The sequence below is a fragment of the Saccharopolyspora gloriosae genome (assembly GCF_022828475.1).
Lineage (GTDB): Bacteria > Actinomycetota > Actinomycetes > Mycobacteriales > Pseudonocardiaceae > Saccharopolyspora_C > Saccharopolyspora_C gloriosae_A.
Genome location: NZ_CP059557.1, coordinates 3,794,090 through 3,811,979, shown reverse-complemented (window position 1 = coordinate 3,811,979; position 17,890 = coordinate 3,794,090). Strand labels below are relative to the sequence as shown.

Below are 17,890 nucleotides of genomic sequence, written 5' to 3'. Positions count from 1 at the left end.
TTCCGCGACGAGCTGAGAGGTGAGTGACGTGTGGACCGGACGTGATCGGTTTCGCGCGGTGGCAGGCAGTGGTGCGTGCGCCGTGCTGTTCACCCTGGTCCACGCGTTCACCGCCGAAGCGGGTCCCGTGCACCGGGAGCTGAGCTTCAACTGCGCCGCACCGGACGGTGCGGCGCGTCCGATCACGGCCGAGTTCGACGCGCGTTTCCCCGATGTGGCCTCAGCGGGAGAACCGGTCGCGGTCGAGGAAGTGTCGTTGCGGATCACCGTGCCCGCGGAGGCGGCATCGGCCTGGCGGGAGGACGGCGCCACCGAGCTCTCCGGGACGGCCGCGCTCGACCTGGTCGCCGAAGCGGGCGGCGAGATCGTGGCCGCACCGGAGTTGACCGCTCACCCCATCCCGCTCCCCGATGCGGGCGAGGTCGTGGTGGTCGCCGAGGTGCGGCACGTGGAACTCCCGCCGCCGGATTCGGGACCGGTCCGCTACGCCGCGGGCGATCTGCGGTTGGACCTCGCCGCGGGCAATCCGGAGCGGCCCGGTGAACGGTGGCGTTGCGAACCGGCTTCCGGTGAGACCACGGAGCTCCTCTCCCTCCCGGTCTCACCGGAAGCCACCCCGGAGCCGGCGCCGGAAGCCGAACCGGCCGACCCGCTGGCGCCACCGCAGCTGCCCGCGGAGCCGATCCAGATCACCTACGACGTCAACGGGGCGTCCCGGGCGCGGGCGTTGAACTCGGACATCAAGCTCGGTCCGGGAACGATGGTGGCGAGCGTCGACGTGCTCTCCGGCGAGTTGAGCGGCGAGCTGACGCTGCCGCCCGTACCGGGCTACTTCACGATCTTCAGCTTCGTGCCCTCCACGGCCACGGTCGAGTTCCTGCCGGTCGGCCCGGTCGTGGGGACCATCGAGCTGGGCAAGGTGGAGGTCACCGCCGACATCGACATCCGGTTGCGAGACGTGACGATGGGGGATGTGGAGCTGGCCGCGGGACCGGATTGCCGGACGGCGCGGCCCGCGTCGCTGCACCTCGTCTCGGATCCGAATTTCAACCCTCTCGTCGGCGGCACCCTGTCGGCCGTTTTCAGCATTCCGGAATTCCGCGGCTGCGGTGCGGAGGAACCGCTCGATCCGCTGTTCACCGGATTGGTGTCCGGGCCGGACAACACGGCCCAGGTCTATTTGCAGGCCCGGTTGTGACCGATCAGGACGGACGATGTGATGAGTGAGAACGCCGCCGTGGTGCCGCCACCGGTCGAGCCGGCGCCGCTGGGACGCGCTTGGGCGCAGGCGGGCGGACTGCTGGCGCTCGCACTGGACGTGGTGGCCGCCGTGTTCCGCAGGCCTTTCCAGTTCCGCGAGTTCGTCGGCCAGTTCTGGTTCGTTGCCAGCGTGTCCATCGTGCCCGCGGTGCTGGTGGCCATTCCGTTCGGCGCGGTCATCGCGTTGCAGCTGGGTTCGCTGACCGAGCAGATCGGAGCGCAGTCGTTCAGCGGCGCGGCCAGCGTGCTGGCCATCGTGCAGCAGGGCAGCCCGCTGGTGACGGCGCTGATCGTGGCGGGCGCCGCAGGCACGGCGATCTGCGCCGACCTGGGGGCGCGCAGCATCCGCGAGGAGCTGGACGCGATGCGGGTGCTGGGCGTATCGCCGATCCACCGGCTGGTGGTGCCGCGAGTGCTGGCGGCGATGTTGGTGGGACTGCTGCTCAACGGCGTCGTCAGCGTTGTCGGTGTGGCGGGCGGCTACTTCTTCAACGTGGTCATGCAGAACGGCACCCCCGGTTCGTACCTGGCGGGGTTCGTGGCGCTGGCGCAACCGGCCGACCTGTGGATCAGCGAGTTGAAAGCCGTGATCTTCGGGTTCCTCGCGGGAGTGGTCGCGGCGTACCGGGGCATGAACCCGGCGGGCGGCCCGAAAGGGGTCGGGGACGCGGTGAACCAGTCCGTGGTGATCACGTTCCTGCTGTTGTTCTTCGTCAACGCGGTGCTCACGGTGCTGTACCTGCAGCTCGTGCCGCCGAAGGTCGGGTGAGCCCGGTGGCTCTCATGTGGCGGCTGCGCAGGAGCGCGGCGAAACCGGGCGACGCGCTGGAGTCGCTGGGCGACCAGTTCGCCTTCTACCTGGTGTCGCTGGCGCTGATCCCGAAGGCGCTGACGCGCTATCACCGCGAGGTCATGCGGTTGCTCGCGGAGGTGACCTTCGGCAGCGGAGCGCTGGCGGTGATCGGCGGCACGATCGGCGTGATGGTCGGGCTGTCGGTGTTCACCGGCACCGTCGTGGGATTGCAGGGTTTCGCCGCGCTCGACCAGATCGGCACCTCGGCGCTGTCCGGGTTCATCTCGGCGTACTTCAACACCCGGGAGATCGCGCCACTGGTGGCGGGCCTGGCGTTGTCGGCGACGGTGGGCTCCGGGTTCACCGCGCAGCTCGGCGCGATGCGGATCTCCGAGGAGATCGACGCGCTGGAGGTGATGGGCGTGCGCAGCCTCCCGTACCTGGTGACGTGCCGGATGATCGCCGGGTTCGTCGCGGTGATCCCGCTGTACGTGATCGGGCTGCTCACCTCGTACCTCGCTTCGCGCACCATCACGGTGCACTTCTTCGGCCAGTCGGCAGGCACCTACGACCACTACTTCGCGCTGTTCCTGCCGCCGCAGGACGTGCTGTGGTCGTTCGGGAAGGTGCTGCTGTTCAGCGTCGTCGTGGTGCTGACGCACTGCTACTACGGCTTCCGCGCCTCCGGCGGCCCGGCAGGTGTGGGGGTCGCGGTCGGTGGCGCGGTGCGGACCGCGCTGGTCGGCGTGACGCTGCTGGACTTCTTCCTGAGCCTGGCCATCTGGGGCGCGACGACGACGGTGAAGGTGGCGGGATGAGCCACCGTCCTCGGCTGCGCAGGGCGCGGAACCAGTTGCTGGGCCTGGTGTTCGTGGCGTGCGCGGTGTTGTTCCTCGCCACCAGCGTGGCGCTGTACGCGAAGGCGTTCACCCCGGTCGTGGCGGTGACGTTGCGGACCGACCGGGTCGGCAACCAGCTCGACGAGGGCGCCGAGGTCAAGGTGCGCGGCTTGCAGGTCGGTGAGGTTCGGGCTGTCCGCACCGCGGGCAACGGGGCCGAGATCGACTTGGCCATCGAGCCCGAGCAGGCCGAACTGCTGCCCGGTGACGTCACGGCGCGGCTGCTGCCGAAGACCTTGTTCGGCGAGCGCTACGTGAGCCTGGTGGTGCCGGCCGAGCCGCTCGGACCGGTGCTGGCGGCGGGGGACCGGATCGGGCAGGACCGGTCCGGTTCGGCGATCGAGCTGGAGCGGGTGCTCGCCGACGTGCTGCCGACTTTGCGCGCGGTGCAACCGCAGAAGCTCGCGACGACGCTGAGCGCGGTGTCGCAGGCGTTGGACGGCCGGGGCGAGCAGCTGGGGCGGACGTTGCTCACGCTGAACGAGGTCCTGGCCGGGGTGGAGCCGGAGTTGCCGAACCTGACGGCGGACCTGACCGCGCTGGCGGAGGTGTCGAACGACTACGCCGACGTGCTGCCGGATCTGACCGCCGCGCTGTCGGATCTGTCGGTGACGAGCCGGACGGTGGCCGAGCAGCGGGTCGCCGTGCAGGGACTGATCGCCGACCTCACGGCGACTTCGGACGACTTGGGCGGGTTCCTGCGGGAGCACGGGGACGACGTGATCCGGCTGGCGGCCGATTCGCGGCCGACGCTGGAGTCGCTGGCCAGGCACGCGCCGGAGTACCCGTGCCTGTTGCGGCGGCTCACCGAGCTGAAGCCGGACGTGGACGAGGCGTTGGGGGCGGGCACCGGGCAGCCGGGCCTGCACGTCTCGCTCGGCATCGTCGCGGTCCGGGGAGGCAGCGGTGGCGGCGGGCTCGGTTCCTGCTCGGCGCCGATCCCGGCGGAGGGCGGCGTCGGCTCACCGCAGGAAGGCCGGTTCGCGGGAGTGCTGTCCGCGCTGTCGCGGGGCGTGCCACCGGAATCGGCACCGGAGTGGGGCGGCCTGCTGCTGAGCCCGGTGTACCGCGGAGCGGAGGTGTCGCTGCGATGAGGGGACTGGCTCCGCCGCTGCTGAAGGGACTGCTGTTCACGGTGATCACCGTGCTGGCCACCGCGGTGCTCGCGACCACCATGGCCAATGTGGACAGCCGTGACACCGCGCGGTACACGGCGCGGTTCACGGATGTGACCTCGTTGCGGGACGGCGATGAGGTGCGCGTCGCCGGGGTCCGCGTCGGCCAGGTCGAGCACGTCGGGCTGGCCGAGGACGGTGTCGCGGAGGTCGAGTTCTCGGTGCTGCGGGAGCGGACGCTGCCCGCCTCCGCCACAGCGAAGATCAAGTACCGGAACTTGGTGGGGCAGCGGTACCTCACCCTCGAACGGGGTGTGGAACCGGCGTCGGGAACCCTCCGTCCCGGGAGCATGATCCCGCTCGCCCGGACCACTCCCGCCGTGGATCTGACCGCCCTGTTCAACGGGTTCAAGCCGCTGTTCCAAGCGCTGGATCCGCATGAGGTCAACCGGCTGTCCTACGAGATCGTGCAGGTGCTGCAAGGCGAAGGCGGCACGGTCCGAAGCCTGCTGGCGCACGTGGGTTCGTTGACCGCCTCGCTGGCGGCGAAGGACGAAGTGATCGGGCGCGTCGTGGACAACCTGAACACCGTGCTGGGCACCGTCAACGCCCGCGACGAAAAACTGTCCACATTGGTCACCAATACTCAGCTGCTGGTGTCCGGTCTGGCCGCCGACCGGGAGACCGTCGGCTCCGCGATCAGCGGATTCGCCGAGCTCACCGGCAGCACCTCCGAACTGCTGGAACAGGGCAGGGAGCCGCTGAAGGGCGACATCGCCGAACTCGGCAGGTTGTCGGGGACATTGGCCGCGAACACCCCGGTGTTCCAGGAGTTCCTCGACCGGCTTCCCGCGAAGTACGAGGCCATCGGCCGCACCGCCTCCTACGGGTCGTGGCTGAACCTGTACCTGTGCGCGGCCGCGACCCCCGGTGCGCCCCCGGCCCCCAACGGGCCGCCACAGCTCGGGTTTCCCGTGACGGAATCGAGGTGCCTGCGGTGAAGCCGTTTCGCGAACGCGACCCGAAGAAGCTCGCCACCGCCGCCGTGGTCGTCGCGGTGCTGCTCGCCCTGGGAACCGCGTTCTCCGATCGCCTCCCGTTCATCGGGGCGGGACCGATCTACCAGGCCCACTTCGCCGAGGCCGCCGGGCTGCGCGCCGGGGACGACGTGCTCGTCTCAGGTGTCCAGGTCGGCGACGTGTCCGCGGTGACGCTGGACGGTGCGCGGGTGCGGGTCTCCTTCCACGTCAAGGGAATCCGCGTCGGGGACGAGAGCCGGGCCGCCATCAAGATCCGCACCCTGCTGGGCCGCAAGTACCTCCAGCTCGAACCCCGTGGCCAACGGCCGCAACCGCGCGACGAACCGATCCCGGTGCGGCGCACGGTGACGCCCTACGACGTCAACGACGCGTTCCGAGGATTGACCGACACCGTCGGCGAGCTCGACACCGCGGGGCTGGCGGAGAGCTTCCGCACCCTGTCGGACACGTTCCGGGACTCGTCCCCGGTGGTGCGCAGCGCGCTGGACGGGCTGTCCGGACTTTCCCGGACCCTGTCCGAACGGGACGCCCAGCTCGCCGAACTGGTCTCGAACACCCGCATGGTCAGCGGCACCCTCGCGGACCGCAACGCGCAGTTCGAAGCGCTGCTCGGCGACGGGAACCGGCTGCTGGAGGAGGTCCGGGCGCGGCGCGAGGCGATCAGCGCGCTGCTCGACGGCACTCGGGCGTTGTCGGCAGAACTGTCCGGGCTGGTGAGCGACAACAACGAACAGCTGCGGCCCGCATTGGAGCAACTGGAGCGGGTGACCACCGTGCTGCGCGACAACCAGGGGCAGCTGGATCGCAGCCTGTCCATGGCCGGACCGTTCTACCGGCAGATCTCCGGTGCGCTGGGCAACGGCCGCTGGGTCGACACCTACGTGTGCGGGCTCATCGTGGCCCCGGAGGACGCCGGCGCACCCAGGGACTGCGCACCGTCAGGAGGCGACCGATGAACGTGTTCGCGCGAGGACGGCCGCGCCGGTTGCTGGTCGCGGGGTGCGTTCTGGTCCTGTTCGTGGCCACCGGGACGTGGTGGCTGACGCGGGAGGGCACGTACCGGGTCACGGCCTACTTCGGTTCGGCGGTCGGGGTGTACGCCGGTTCGGACGTGCGGGTGCTCGGCGTCCCGGTGGGCACGGTCGAGGAGGTGCTGCCGGAAGGTGAGCGGGTGCGGGTGCGGCTCGCGGTGGACGGTTCGGTGCGGGTGCCCGCCGCCGCGGGTGCCGTGGTGGTGGCGCCGACGATCGTCAGCGACCGCTACGTGCAGCTCACGCCCGCCTACCTGGGCGGCCCGGCGTTGTCCGGTGGGGCGGTCATCCCACCGGAGCGCACCGCGACTCCCGCCGAGATCGACCAGCTCGCCGCCGGCCTGGACGAGCTGCTCACCGCGCTCGGCCCGACGGGTGCGAACTCCGGCGGCGCGGTGTCGGACCTGTTGGACACGGGTGCGGCGGCGCTCGACGGCAACGGTGCGGCGCTGCGCGAGACGATCGGGGACCTGGGTGAAGCGGGCAAGACGCTGTCGGGGACCGAGCAGGATCTGTTCGCCACGGTGGGGGAGCTGCAGAAGTTCACCTCGATGTTGGCGGCCAACGACGACGAGGTGACGCGGATCAACGGGCAGCTGGCCGACGTGGCCGGCCTGCTCGCGGCGGAACGCGGCGACCTCGGTGCGGCGCTGCACGAGCTCACCGGTGCACTCGGGCTGGTGCAGGGATTCCTCCAGGACAACCGCGGCGCGATGAAGTCCAATGTGGACAATCTGCGGGCGGTCAGCCAGGTGCTCGTCGATCAGCGCGCCGCGCTGGAGGAGACCCTCGATACCGTGCCCGACGCGTTCGACGGGCTGCTCGGCGCCTACCACCCGGACACCGGCACGCTCGACACCCGCACGAACCTCAACGAGCTCACCTCGGCGGCAGGGCGGTTGTGCGCCGCCGCCGAAGGCGGTTGCGGGGCGGCCGGCGCCGCATGGGAACCGGTGCGCGACGCCTCCCCGGAACTGCCCGCCCTGCCGCTGCCCGCCGTCGGCGGGATCTACGCCACGGAGGCGAGCCGATGAGCGGGAAACGACCGCGCCGCAACACGATCCTGCTGCTCGCGGCGTCACTGCTGGTCCCGTCGTTGGCGGGGTGCGGGTTCAGCGGTCTCTCCGAGGTGCCGTTGCCCGGCGGCGCCGAGCTCGGCCCCGAGCCGTACCGGGTGACGGTCGAATTCGCCGACGTCCTCGACCTGGTGCCGCAATCCGCGGTGAAGGTCAACGACGTCCCGGTCGGCACCGTTCGCGGCATCACCGGCTCGGCCGACGGCTGGCACGCCGAAGTGGCGCTGATGATCCGCGGTGACGTGCGGCTGCCCGCGCACGCGCAGGCCAGGCTCCGGCAATCGAGCCTGCTGGGGGAGAAGTTCGTCGAGCTCGACGGCGCCACCGGCCCGATCGGCGAGTCGCTGCGCGACGGCGCGTTCATCCCGGCCGCCGCCACCGACCGAAGTCCCGAAGTCGAGGAGGTGTTCGGCGCGCTGTCGATGCTGCTCAACGGCGGCGGGCTCGGGCAGGTGCAGACCATCGGCCGGGAGCTGAACTCGGCGCTGTCGGGCAACGAGGCGGAACTGCACGAACTGCTGGGGCGGCTGGAGCGCTTCAGCGGCGACCTGGATCGCCACCGCGACGAGATCACTCGAGCCATCGACGGTCTGGACCGGCTCGCCGCGACCGCGCGCGCCCGCGACGCGGAGATCGCGGGGGTGCTCGACGACCTCGGCCCCGGCATCGGCGTGCTGGCCGAACAGCGGGAGGAACTCGTGAACATGCTGCGCTCGATGGACGAACTCTCCGCGGTCGCCGTGGACACCGTCCACCGTGGACAGGACGACATCGTGGCCGACCTCACCGCACTGCGGCCGGTGCTGCGGCAACTCGCCGATTCGGGCGCGGATCTGCCGCAGGCGATGGAGATCCTGCTGACCTACCCGTTCACCGACGCCGTGCTGGACGGGGTGCGCGGCGACTACCTCAACACGTACCTCACCGTCGACCTGGACCCGGCGACGATCGACATGCTGAACAGGCAGGCGCAACAGGCCGAACCGGACTTCCCGGCCCCGCCGCCGCCCGGTTCGCAGGCAGGTCCGCGATGATCGGCCGCCGGATCAAGACGCAGCTGACCGTGTTCGTGGTGATCGCCCTGCTCGGCATGACCTACGTCGGCGGCCGGTACGCCGGGCTGGACCGGATGTTCACCGATCGCGGTTACGAGGTCGCCGTGCGGCTGGCGGTCTCCGGCGGGCTGTTCACCAACGCCGAGGTCACCTATCGAGGCGTCGGAGTGGGCCGGGTCGGGCCGCTGCGCCTGACCAGGGACGGGATCGAGGCTCGGGTGCGGATCGACGACTCCGCGCCGCCGATACCCCGGGACGTCGACGTCGTGGTGGCGAACCGCTCGGCGGTCGGCGAGCAGTACGTGGACCTGCGGCCGCGCACCCGGTCCGGCCCGTTCCTCGCCGAGGGGTCGGTGATCCGCCAGGACCGGACCGCGACGCCGTTGCCGACCGAGCGGCTGCTGGCCTCCCTGGACGGCTTCGCCACGTCCGTCCCGGAGGAGTCGCTGCGCACGGTGGTGGACGAACTGGGCACCGCGCTCGCCGACACGGGTCCCGACCTGCAAGTGCTGCTGGACACGACCGGCTCGTTCGCCCGCGCCGCCGCCGACACGATGCCGGAGATCACGACGCTGCTCCGGGACGGTCGCACGGTGCTGGAGACCCAGCACGAGCAGTCGGATTTCCTGCGTTCGTTCGCCGCCGACACCCGGCTGGTCGCCGAGCAGCTGCGCGCCTCCGACGGCGACCTGCGCGGGCTGCTGCGGGCCGCGCCCGCCGCCGCCCGGCAGGTCAGCGGGGTGCTGCGGGACAACGACCCGAACCTCGGGGTGCTGGTCGCGAACCTGGTCACGCCCGCGACCGTGCTCGTGCAGCGCCAGGACGAACTGGAACGGGTGCTCGTGGCCGCTCCGCAGGCGGCAGCGATGGGAGAGGCCGTTTTCCAGCCCGGTGGAGCCCGGTTCGGGTTGGTGAACACGTTCTTCGATCCGCTGCCCTGCACCGAGGGCTACGGCGGAACACCGCGTCGCGGCGGGCTGGACGTCGAGTCCGGGGTGCCGTGGAACCAGCAGGCCGGCTGCACGCTGCCGCGCTGACCGGACGGAGAGGGCAGATCGATGCGGCACGTCACCGTTGTGGCGGTCCTGGTGGCGGCGGTCGCGTTCGCGACCGCCGCGGGCTGGTCCTGGTGGTCGGCGGAGCACGATCCGCAGGTGCGTCGAGTCGCGGATCGTGCGGAAGTCCTCGCGCAGGCACGGGATTCCATCGAGACGCTGACCACTTTGGATCGACGAGCGGTGGACGCCGGAGTGCGCGGCTGGCTGGCCGCCTCCACGGGGCCGTTGCACGAGGAGTTCACCGATCCGGCGACCGTGCCGCGCCTGCGGGAGCAGGCGGTGGGCACGACGGGACGGGTCGTGCACCTCGCGGTGACGGACCTGGAGGAGCGATCGGCGACGGTCATCGCCGCCGTCGACACCGAGGTCGTGCGCGACGGGGCGAAACCGGAGATCACCGCAGGCAGGATGGAGGCCGAACTGACCCGCACCCCGCAGGGCTGGCGCCTCAGCGCGCTGGCTCCCGTGGAATTGGGGGCGGCATGACACGGTTGCGGCACAGCCGAAACGGCGACGACCTGCCGAGCCCCACCACCGCCCGGCGAGTGATCGTGGTGCTCGCGGCGGTGCTGGTGGCGTGTGGCCTCTGGTCGTCGGCGGCGGCCCTCGCGCTGCGGCTGAACGCCGAGGTGTCCGATCGCGCCGTGGTGGACCTCGCGGGCACCGAGGAGGTCACCACCGCAGTGCGGGACGGGCTGCAACGAGCGTTCTCCTACGACTTCCCACGCCCGCAGGACGGCGCTTCGGCGGCCCGGGAACTGTTCACCGGACCCGCCGTCGCCCGCTACGAGGAGCTGATCCGGCCGGTGCGCGACCAGGGGCAAGCGCAGCGCGTCCGGCTGGTGACCCGGGTCGTCCGCAGCGGGGTCACCGCCCTGGACGGTGGTCGAGCCGAGTTGCTGGTGTTCCTGGACCAGTCCGCGACTCGCGCGGACACCGGCCGGACCAGCGCCTCCGGTGCCCGGCTGGTCGTGCGGGCGCAACGCTCCGGTCCACGGTGGCTGATCACCGACCTGCGCCCGGGGTGAGTCGGGGCGCTCGGCGCGTCCCGCCTATTGCCGGGTCGCACCGCGCCGGGCATGACCGGTGCGCCCCTCAACAGCACCCGGCTCGGCACCGTCCGCATCCCCCACCAGGGACGGTGAACGACGTGGGCGATTCCGGCTGATCTTCACCGCGACCTCGCGTAACGTGGGGAGCCGACTACCGCCGGGTGATGAGGATGGGCGCATGAACGATCGGCCCGAGAGCGCCAACTCCGTGTCCGGGACGGCGGCCGGCCCGGTGGTGCAGACGGGCGCGCACTACGGCGATACCTACATCGGTGCGACACCGGTGCGCGTGCCCCGCGAGATCCATCCGCTGACCATCGAGTTCGTCAACCGCGAGCGGGAACGGACCCGGACGCGCGAGCTGCTCGCGCACAGCGACGGGACCAGCGGCTCGAAGATCGTGATGTTGACCGGACTGCCCGGAGTGGGCAAGTCCGCGACGGCCCGGCACGTGGCCGGGGAACTCGGCGCTTACCCCGGTGGTGAGCTGTTCGTGGATTTCGCGAAGCTGCGCGGACCCGACGGCGCCGCCGTGAGCGACGCGCTCGCGGATTGCCTGCGTTCGTTGGGCGTGCAGGACAAGGTGATGCCCTCCACGCTCGCCGGACGCGCCGGTCTTTACCAGACGTGGACCAGCGAGTCCCCGGTCCTGGTGTTGCTCGACGATGTGGCAGAACCGGCCGAGGTGGCGCCGTTCGTGCCGAAGGCGCCGGGCAGTTCGGTTCTGGTGACCAGCAACCGGCGGCTCAGCGAACTGCTGCTCGACGAAGCGTCGGTGGTCGAGATCGCGCCGCTCGGCGACGCGGCGGGCAGCGAGCTGATGCAGGCGATGTGCGGTGTGCGCCGAGCCGAGCAGGAACCGGCGGCGATGCGGGAACTCGCCGGGCTCTGCGGCGGATTCCCGGAAATGCTGCGGATCATGGCCGCCGCGCTGCGCGAACATCCGAGCCTGCGCGTCGCGGAGCTGGTCGAGGAGAACCACGCGGACGGATCACAACTGACCTCGCCGTTCAACGTCGCCTACCGGATGCTGCCTGCGGAGCCCGCCGGGCTGTACCGGCGGCTCGGGCTGCTCCCGGTCGGGGAGTTCGATCTGGAGCTGGTGCGCGCCGTGGCCGATGCCCCGGCCCGAGCGCGCCGGGAACTGGTCGCGTTGCTGGACGCGCACTTCGTCGTCGACGACGGCAACGGCCGCTACCGGATGCACGACCTGGTGCGAGCTCACGCGCGGGCCTGCGCCGAGCGGCAAGACTCCGCCGAGTCCCGAGCGGATGCGGTGCGGCGGATCGTGCGGCATTGCTTGCACCGGGCGGCGTTCGCGGACCTCGCGATGCTCGGCCCCGGCCGGCTGCGGATCACCGATCACGCGGAACTGCTCGCAGGGCAGGAGCAGCCGTTCACCGGTGAGCGCGCCAAGCAGGACGCGACGAGCTGGATGGACACCGAACGCGCGACGCTCGCGGCGGTGCTGCGGTCCGCCGTGGACGGTGGCCTGCACCGCGAGGCGTGGCAGCTCGCCGAAGCGATGACCGCGCTCTACGTCAACCGGCGCTACCTGCTGGAGTGGGTCGCGGCCACCGATCTCGGCGTGCGGGCCGCGGAACTCGACGAGAGCCCCGACGCCGTAGCCCGGTTGCGCAGCTTCGTGTCCAGGGCGTTCACCGACCTCGGCGAGCTCGACCGCGCCCGCGCGGAACTCGACGCCGCGTTGCCGGTGGCGCAGCGGCTCGGGCGCCCGCGATTGCTGGCCTCGGTGTGGGAACTCGTCGGCCGGTACGGAGACGCGACCGGCGACGGCGCTCGGGCGACCGAGGCGTACGGCCAGGCGCTGGAGTTGTTCACCGCCGCCGAAGACCTGCGGGGGCGGGCGTTCGTCACCTACTTCCTCGGGTGCAGCCAGGACGCCGACGGCGGGTCCAGGCAGGCGTTGGAGACGCTGCGCGAGGCACTGCGGCTGATCAGGGAGGTGCCCGACGAGCGGATGGCCGGACGCGCGCTGACCGGGATCGGCGCCGCCCACGCGCGGCTGGGGGAGCACCACGCCGCGACCGAAGCCCTGCACGAGGCGATCTCGGTGCTCACCGCCGGTGAAGACCACTACTACGCGGCGCAGGCACGGGAGAAGCTCGCCGAGGTCGCCGCCGCCAGTGGTGACGTCGCGCTGCAACGGGAGAACCTGCGCGGCGCGCTCGCCGTCTACGAGAGCCTCGGCAGTCCCCGCGTCGCGCGAGTGCGCGCTGAGCTGGCGCAACTCGGCTGAGCGGCCGTCACAATTCGGAAACGGTCATCCGGAATTCGGTCGCTCCGCACACCGCGGTGTAACCCCCACCGGAAAGTCCTTTGAGGACAAGTGCGTACAGCGCCGACGCCGCTTGCATCGCGGTTCCGTCGTGATCCATCGTGATGCGCACGGTCGGTCCATTGCGGACGGTTGCGACGCATCCGGTTTCCGTTGCGGCGGCACGGATCCTGGATCCGGGGAAATCGACACCCGTCTGCTCCAGCCACACCCGCGCGTCCCGCTCATCGGATACCGCGCCGCGCACCAGCACCGCGGCCGACTGATGCCGCGTCAGCCGCGATTCGTCCTCGTCGACCGCGAGGTGGCGCTGCACGCCAGGCCCGGGCTCAGCCGAGCGGTCGGTTCGCCGTACCGCGGCGGGATGGCGGCGCAACGTGATCGTCTCCGGTGCGCCGAACTCGGTGAACACCTCGAAGGAGGTGGGCTCGCCCCGGAACGGCTCGGGGTCTTGCGGACGCAACAAGGGCGGCTCGCCGTCCGGCACGGGCAGGTCCAGCTCCCGGTAGAGCACCTCGCGCAGAACACGGGTCGCGTCGCCGACGTGTGCGAACACCTGCTCGGCCAGCGCGGCGAAACGGGCCGGGTCGTGCTCGTGGCGCGACCGTTCCAGCTGGGCGGGCAAGTTCCCCGGAACGTCCAGCCGGTCCGCGCTGCGCAGCAGCACCTCGACGGGCGTGCCGGGCACGCTCTCCTCGCCGGACGTGGCCAGCAGCAACGGTTTTCCGAGACAAGCCGCGTACAGGCTCACCGAACCGTGATCACCGATGACCTGGTGCGCCGCGACCAGCGCGGCCTGCCAGCCGCCATCTGGCGGCAACAACAACAGGCCCGCGTCGATCGCGTCCGCGAACCAGGTGCGCACCCGCAGCTCGCCGTACCAGGACCAGATGTTCGGGTGCATCGCCAAGGCCACCTGGTACTCGTCGGCAGGCAGCTCCGCCAGCAGGCGCGCGGCGAGTTCGCGGTGGCGGCCGAGCTGGCCCTCCTCGCGCCAAGTGGAGCTCAGCAGCACCAGCTTCCGGACGCCCAGGCCGAGCACCCGTCGATAGCGGTTCCGCAGCGGCAGGCTCGCGCGCAGCTGGTCGAACGTCGGATCGCCCACGACCGCGGTGCTGCCCGCGATCTCCGGACGTACCGCTCGCAGCTGCCGCCGCTGCGACTCGTTCGCCAACGTCAGCAGCACTTTCCCGGTGCGCAGCGCGTATTCCGGAGGCAGGCCCGCGAGCCGGGTGCCGCCGGTCTTCGGATCAGGCACGTACTTGTTGAACCCGATGCCGTGCGGCAGGACCACCACCGGCCGGGAGGGGTCGAGTTCGTCGAAGTCGATGTTCTCGCTCGCCGAGATGGCCAGCGCGTACGGGATCTTCCGGACCTGGTCCCACGGGACGATCCGATCGGCGCGGGCCTCGCGCAGCAACTCGCGCACTCCGGTGCTGTGCCGCGAGGTGTCGTTGACGGTGAAGACCAGGTCCACGCGGAAGTCGTCCCGGAAGAACCGCAACGCGTCCAGCAGGCGAGCGGTGGAAGTGATGGTGCGCGCGATGACCAGGACGGTGCGCTCGCACCCGAAGGTGCCGTGCACGGGCTCGTCGGCGGAGACGCGAGGGGGTGGCTGATCACCGGTCATGAGGTCGTCCGGTGATCGAGTGAGCACCGTCCCATGCTGCCCGGAGCGGAACCGCCGACGCTAGAGCGGGTTCGCGGGTTCGCGGGTTCGCGGGTTCGCGGGTTCGCGGGTTCGCGGGTTCGCGGGTTCGCGGGTTCGCGGGTTCGCGGGTTCGCGGGTTCGCGGGTTCGCGGGTTCGCGGGTGATCGTACCGAATCCGGCTGCGGTGCTGTTCCCGGGTCCGAGCCGCTGACCGGCAGGGACGCTCGCCCCGGTCGGTGCGATCGGTCTCGTGGTGCGCATGACGTCCCCGCTTCCTGGTGCCCGCCCATGTTACGTACGCGCAGCGGTCTTCGTGCCCGCCCGGTACGTGGGCGAGGCCGGTTCCGGCGCCATGACCGCTGCGTATGTTGGGGACATGCGACGGGCTTCGTTCGGCAACTGGCCTTGCTCGATAGCGCGGGTGGCGGACCTGCTCGGGGATGCCTGGACGACGCTGCTGTTACGGGAGGCCTTCTACGGATTCCGCCGGTTCGACGAGTTCCGGCAGGAGCTGGGCATCGCGCGGAACACGCTCACCGACCGGCTGCGGTTGCTGGTGGACGAAGGCTTGCTGGTCAAGCAGCGGTACCAGGTCGAACCGGAACGCTACGAGTACGTGCTCACCGACAAGGGACGGGACTTCTTCCCGGTGCTGGCGGCGATGGCGACCTGGGGCGACCGCTGGCTCGCCGACGACGGCGGTCCGCCGATCACGCTCCACCACCACGCTTGCGGGCGCGACAGCCAGGCCGAGGTGGTCTGCGCGGAGTGCTCCCGGCCGTTGCGCGCCGCGGACAGCGAGATGCGCATGGGGCCGGGGTTTCCGCCCCGGCTGGCCGAGCGCCCGGACGTCCGGAGGCGCTTCGGGACGGACGGGCCGGACTGAACGCCGCCGTACCCGGACTCGTCGTCAATGGTTGACAGTCTCGGTCTCATGTTGAAACTTTGGTGGTCAATACGCGTCTGAAGCAATGGGGGTCCGGCCATGGAGTGGACCGGTGCACGACTCGCGGACAGACCGACCACCGAGGTGCGAACCTGGATAGCCGCCGCCCCGGAGCAGGTGTGGCCGGTGGTGTCCGACATCGAGCGGCTGCCCGAAGCCAGCTCCGAACTGCACGCCGTGGAGTGGCTCGACGGCGCCAGCGGCCCCGTGTTGGGCGCGCGGTTCCGCGGCCACAACCGGAACGACGTGCTGGGGGAGTGGGCGACGACCTCGCACGTCATCGAATGCGACCCCGGCCGTGCCTTCGCCTGGGCCGTGCAGGACCCCGCCGAGCCGAACGCGACCTGGCGGTTCGTCCTGGCTCCGAAGGACGGTGGGACCGAACTGGCCTACCGGGTGCGGATCGGACCGGGCAGATCCGGGCTCACGATGGCCGTCGACCGGATGCCGGACAAGGAGCAGAAGATCATCTACCGGCGGCTGTGCGACCTGGCGGAGAACATGGACGCCACCCTCGAACATCTCAAGCGCCGCATCGAGCGGACGGCCTGATGCGCACGGCGACGACGGTAGAGGCCTCCGCCGGCGGCGAGGACCGGACCGCTTTTGTGCTGGAGGCCGAGAAGCTCGGGCTCGACGTGTGCTGGGTCGCGGAGGCCTGGGGTTCCGACGCGCCCGCAGCGCTGGGCTATTACGCGGCGAAGACGGACCGGATGCTGCTCGGATCCGGGATCATGCAGGTCGGCACTCGCACCCCCGTCGCGGTCGCGCAGACGGCGATCACCCTGTCGAACCTGTCCGGCGGCCGGTTCCTGCTCGGACTGGGAGCCTCCGGGCCGCAGGTGATCGAAGGCCTGCACGGAGTTCCCTTCGCGCGCCCCCGGGGCCGCACCAGGGAGACCGTCGAGATCATCAGAGCCGCCCTCGACGGCGAGAAGATCTCCCACGACGGGCGCGAATTCACCATCCCGCTGCCGGGCGAAGCGGTGCCGATGCGGTTGTCCGCACGGCCCGAACACCCCGTCCCGATCTACCTGGCGACGCTCTCCCCGGCGATGCTCCGGCTGACCGGGGAGATCGCCGATGGCTGGCTCGGCACCAGCTTCGTGCCGGAGGGCGCGTCAGAGGCCTACTTCGCGCACCTCGACGAGGGGCTGCGGGAAGCCGGACGGGTCCGTGCGGACCTGGATGTGTGCCAAGGCGCGGAGGTGGCGTTCGCGCCCGACGAGGACGCGCTGCGGCCGATGGTGTCCGCGCGCAAGAAGGAACTCGCGTTCAGCCTGGGCGGGATGGGCTCGGCGTCGACGAACTTCTACAACCGGGCCTACGCCCGCCAAGGCTGGGCGGAGGTCGCCGCGGAGGTGCGCGAACGCTGGCAGGCCGGTGACCGCGAAGGCGCGGCCGCGCTCGTCACCGACGACATGGTGCTGGCCACGACGCTGATCGGCACCGAGCCGATGGTGCGCGCACGGCTGCGGGTGTGGCGGGACGCCGGGGTCGACATGGTGCGGCTGTACCCGGCTGGCGATGATCTCGACGAACGGCTGAGCACGCTGGCGAAGGCGATCGAGCTGGTGCACGCGGTGGACGAGTGAGCGCCGGTCGCCGTTGACGGCCGGTCCCGCCCGGTCGGCTCAACTCGTGCGGACCTGACGGCAGGTGCGTCCATCTGGGGCCGTATCGCACGGTCGCGCCGGACCCGCGAACATCGGCTACCGGCTCAGCTCGACCTGATCGCCCACGACCCCCACCGGGCACGGCGAATGGTGCAGCGTGCCGAGCGCGACCGACCCCTGTCGGGGCGCCGTGTTCCGCGAACGATGACCCACGACCAGCAACCGCGCGCCGCGCGCCTGTTCGCACAACGCCTCCACCGGTTGCTGATCCGTCGCTACCCGGTGGACCACGACCTCGGGATAGTGCTCTCGCCACACCGCCAGCAGCCCGCTCACCTGCTCCTCGGCGTCCTCCTGATGAAGCCGGCGCTCGGCGTCGCCGAGGATGGCGGGCAGGAAGTAGGCGTCCGGCAGCGCCTGCACCACCACCAGCTCACGCCCGTGCCGGTCGGCGCAGTCGAAGGCGAAGTGCAGTGCCGGCCTGGTCGCGGGCGACAGATCGAGGCCAACGACCACCGGCCCGGGACCGAGCTCGTCCGCCCCGCGAACCACCGTCACCGGACACCCGGCGTGGGTCGCGACCGCCGTGCTCACCGAACCCAGCAGCGCGCCCCGAATCGCACCGCGACCACGGGACCCGACGACCGCCAGAGCCACCTCGGAGGTCCGCGCCACCAGGCTCTCGGCGGGATCTCCGAGCACCGCCTGCGCGCGCACGTGCAGGTCGGGATTGGCCTCGCGGCACTCGGCGGCGAGGCCGCGCACCAGCTCATCGGCCCGCGTCCGATAGTGCGCGGAGTCGTAGGCGAGCACCAGTTCCAGCGAAGCTCCGAGCGGGGCCGCCTCCGCGGCAGCCCACGCCGCCGCGCGCCTGGACTGCTCCGAACCGTCCACACCGGCCAGCACGGTCTTGGCGGGAAGGAACACGCCTCAACCCCCTTCGCACGGACGACCTTCGATCGTGACCCGGCAGCCGTTCGAACAGCCAGAGTCCAAAGG

At 71.2% G+C, this 17,890-nt stretch carries 17 protein-coding genes; 15 read left to right on the top strand and 2 right to left on the bottom strand.

What is annotated here, in order from left to right; genetic code table 11:
- Positions 1-19 precede the first annotated feature (19 nt).
- From H2Q94_RS16385 to H2Q94_RS16330, 12 genes are all read left to right on the top strand, one after another.
- Positions 20-1,198: a DUF6801 domain-containing protein gene (locus tag H2Q94_RS16385; protein WP_243788017.1), complete on the top strand. Its 1,179-nt coding sequence runs from the start codon at positions 20-22 to the stop codon at positions 1,196-1,198.
- 21 nt (positions 1,199-1,219) lie between these two features.
- Complete coding sequence (locus H2Q94_RS16380) at positions 1,220-2,029, top strand: MlaE family ABC transporter permease (protein ID WP_243788016.1); 810 nt, start codon at positions 1,220-1,222, stop codon at positions 2,027-2,029.
- A gap of 14 nt (positions 2,030-2,043) precedes the next feature.
- A complete protein-coding gene (locus tag H2Q94_RS16375; protein WP_243795749.1) occupies positions 2,044-2,871 on the top strand; it encodes an MlaE family ABC transporter permease in 828 nt (275 codons plus the stop codon).
- On the top strand, positions 2,868-4,046 hold the full coding sequence (locus tag H2Q94_RS16370; protein ID WP_243788015.1) for an MCE family protein: 1,179 nt from the start codon (positions 2,868-2,870) through the stop codon (positions 4,044-4,046). Before H2Q94_RS16375 ends, H2Q94_RS16370 begins: the two co-directional genes overlap by 4 nt.
- A complete protein-coding gene (locus H2Q94_RS16365; protein WP_243788013.1) occupies positions 4,043-5,068 on the top strand; it encodes an MCE family protein in 1,026 nt (341 codons plus the stop codon). The genes H2Q94_RS16370 and H2Q94_RS16365 overlap by 4 nt, the downstream gene beginning before the upstream one ends.
- A complete protein-coding gene (locus tag H2Q94_RS16360) occupies positions 5,065-6,063 on the top strand; it encodes an MCE family protein (protein ID WP_243788012.1) in 999 nt (332 codons plus the stop codon). The genes H2Q94_RS16365 and H2Q94_RS16360 overlap by 4 nt, the downstream gene beginning before the upstream one ends.
- Entirely contained in the window at positions 6,060-7,172 is a 1,113-nt protein-coding gene (locus H2Q94_RS16355; RefSeq protein WP_243788010.1) for an MCE family protein, read from the top strand. Before H2Q94_RS16360 ends, H2Q94_RS16355 begins: the two co-directional genes overlap by 4 nt.
- Positions 7,169-8,248 carry an MCE family protein gene (locus tag H2Q94_RS16350; RefSeq protein WP_243788009.1) on the top strand — a complete coding sequence of 360 codons (1,080 nt, stop codon included), beginning with the start codon at positions 7,169-7,171 and terminating at the stop codon, positions 8,246-8,248. Before H2Q94_RS16355 ends, H2Q94_RS16350 begins: the two co-directional genes overlap by 4 nt.
- The gene (locus H2Q94_RS16345) at positions 8,245-9,306 is read left to right on the top strand and encodes an MCE family protein (RefSeq protein ID WP_243788007.1); all 1,062 of its coding nucleotides are present in this window, start codon (positions 8,245-8,247) and stop codon (positions 9,304-9,306) included. Before H2Q94_RS16350 ends, H2Q94_RS16345 begins: the two co-directional genes overlap by 4 nt.
- 21 nt (positions 9,307-9,327) lie before the next feature.
- Entirely contained in the window at positions 9,328-9,813 is a 486-nt protein-coding gene (locus tag H2Q94_RS16340) for a hypothetical protein (RefSeq protein WP_243788004.1), read from the top strand.
- Entirely contained in the window at positions 9,810-10,355 is a 546-nt protein-coding gene (locus tag H2Q94_RS16335) for a hypothetical protein (protein WP_243788002.1), read from the top strand. The genes H2Q94_RS16340 and H2Q94_RS16335 overlap by 4 nt, the downstream gene beginning before the upstream one ends.
- 202 nt (positions 10,356-10,557) lie before the next feature.
- Complete coding sequence (locus tag H2Q94_RS16330) at positions 10,558-12,639, top strand: NB-ARC domain-containing protein (protein ID WP_243788001.1); 2,082 nt, start codon at positions 10,558-10,560, stop codon at positions 12,637-12,639.
- A gap of 7 nt (positions 12,640-12,646) precedes the next feature.
- On the opposite strand, the gene H2Q94_RS16325 is transcribed toward H2Q94_RS16330, so the two are convergent.
- A complete protein-coding gene (locus tag H2Q94_RS16325) occupies positions 12,647-14,335 on the bottom strand; it encodes a hypothetical protein (protein ID WP_243787999.1) in 1,689 nt (562 codons plus the stop codon).
- Between the two features lie 370 nt (positions 14,336-14,705).
- Between H2Q94_RS16325 and H2Q94_RS16320 the strand changes: the two genes are divergently transcribed.
- The 3 genes from H2Q94_RS16320 (at position 14,706) to H2Q94_RS16310 (ending at position 16,870) form a co-directional block, all read left to right on the top strand.
- The gene (locus H2Q94_RS16320) at positions 14,706-15,215 is read left to right on the top strand and encodes a winged helix-turn-helix transcriptional regulator (RefSeq protein WP_243787997.1); all 510 of its coding nucleotides are present in this window, start codon (positions 14,706-14,708) and stop codon (positions 15,213-15,215) included.
- Positions 15,216-15,314: 99 nt separating this feature from the next.
- On the top strand, positions 15,315-15,827 hold the full coding sequence (locus H2Q94_RS16315; protein ID WP_243787995.1) for an SRPBCC family protein: 513 nt from the start codon (positions 15,315-15,317) through the stop codon (positions 15,825-15,827).
- Positions 15,827-16,870 (top strand): LLM class flavin-dependent oxidoreductase, encoded by a 1,044-nt coding sequence (locus H2Q94_RS16310; RefSeq protein ID WP_243787994.1) that lies wholly within the window; start codon positions 15,827-15,829, stop codon positions 16,868-16,870. Before H2Q94_RS16315 ends, H2Q94_RS16310 begins: the two co-directional genes overlap by 1 nt.
- Before the next feature lie 117 nt (positions 16,871-16,987).
- On the opposite strand, the gene H2Q94_RS30715 is transcribed toward H2Q94_RS16310, so the two are convergent.
- Positions 16,988-17,818: a universal stress protein gene (locus tag H2Q94_RS30715; RefSeq protein ID WP_309501037.1), complete on the bottom strand. Its 831-nt coding sequence runs from the start codon at positions 17,816-17,818 to the stop codon at positions 16,988-16,990.
- Positions 17,819-17,890 lie beyond the last annotated feature (72 nt).

Excerpts from the sequence above, each read along its gene's own strand:
- H2Q94_RS16380 (WP_243788016.1), top strand. The coding sequence starts at position 1,220 with ATGAGTGAGAACGCCGCCGTGGTGCCGCCACCGGTCGAGCCGGCGCCG.
- H2Q94_RS16375 (WP_243795749.1), top strand. The coding sequence starts at position 2,044 with ATGTGGCGGCTGCGCAGGAGCGCGGCGAAACCGGGCGACGCGCTGGAG.
- H2Q94_RS16370 (WP_243788015.1), top strand. The coding sequence starts at position 2,868 with ATGAGCCACCGTCCTCGGCTGCGCAGGGCGCGGAACCAGTTGCTGGGC.
- H2Q94_RS16365 (WP_243788013.1), top strand. The coding sequence starts at position 4,043 with ATGAGGGGACTGGCTCCGCCGCTGCTGAAGGGACTGCTGTTCACGGTG.
- H2Q94_RS16355 (WP_243788010.1), top strand. The coding sequence starts at position 6,060 with ATGAACGTGTTCGCGCGAGGACGGCCGCGCCGGTTGCTGGTCGCGGGG.
- H2Q94_RS16350 (WP_243788009.1), top strand. The coding sequence starts at position 7,169 with ATGAGCGGGAAACGACCGCGCCGCAACACGATCCTGCTGCTCGCGGCG.
- H2Q94_RS16345 (WP_243788007.1), top strand. The coding sequence starts at position 8,245 with ATGATCGGCCGCCGGATCAAGACGCAGCTGACCGTGTTCGTGGTGATC.
- H2Q94_RS16340 (WP_243788004.1), top strand. The coding sequence starts at position 9,328 with ATGCGGCACGTCACCGTTGTGGCGGTCCTGGTGGCGGCGGTCGCGTTC.
- H2Q94_RS16335 (WP_243788002.1), top strand. The coding sequence starts at position 9,810 with ATGACACGGTTGCGGCACAGCCGAAACGGCGACGACCTGCCGAGCCCC.
- H2Q94_RS16330 (WP_243788001.1), top strand. The coding sequence starts at position 10,558 with ATGAACGATCGGCCCGAGAGCGCCAACTCCGTGTCCGGGACGGCGGCC.
- H2Q94_RS16320 (WP_243787997.1), top strand. The coding sequence starts at position 14,706 with ATGCGACGGGCTTCGTTCGGCAACTGGCCTTGCTCGATAGCGCGGGTG.
- H2Q94_RS16315 (WP_243787995.1), top strand. The coding sequence starts at position 15,315 with ATGGAGTGGACCGGTGCACGACTCGCGGACAGACCGACCACCGAGGTG.
- H2Q94_RS16310 (WP_243787994.1), top strand. The coding sequence starts at position 15,827 with ATGCGCACGGCGACGACGGTAGAGGCCTCCGCCGGCGGCGAGGACCGG.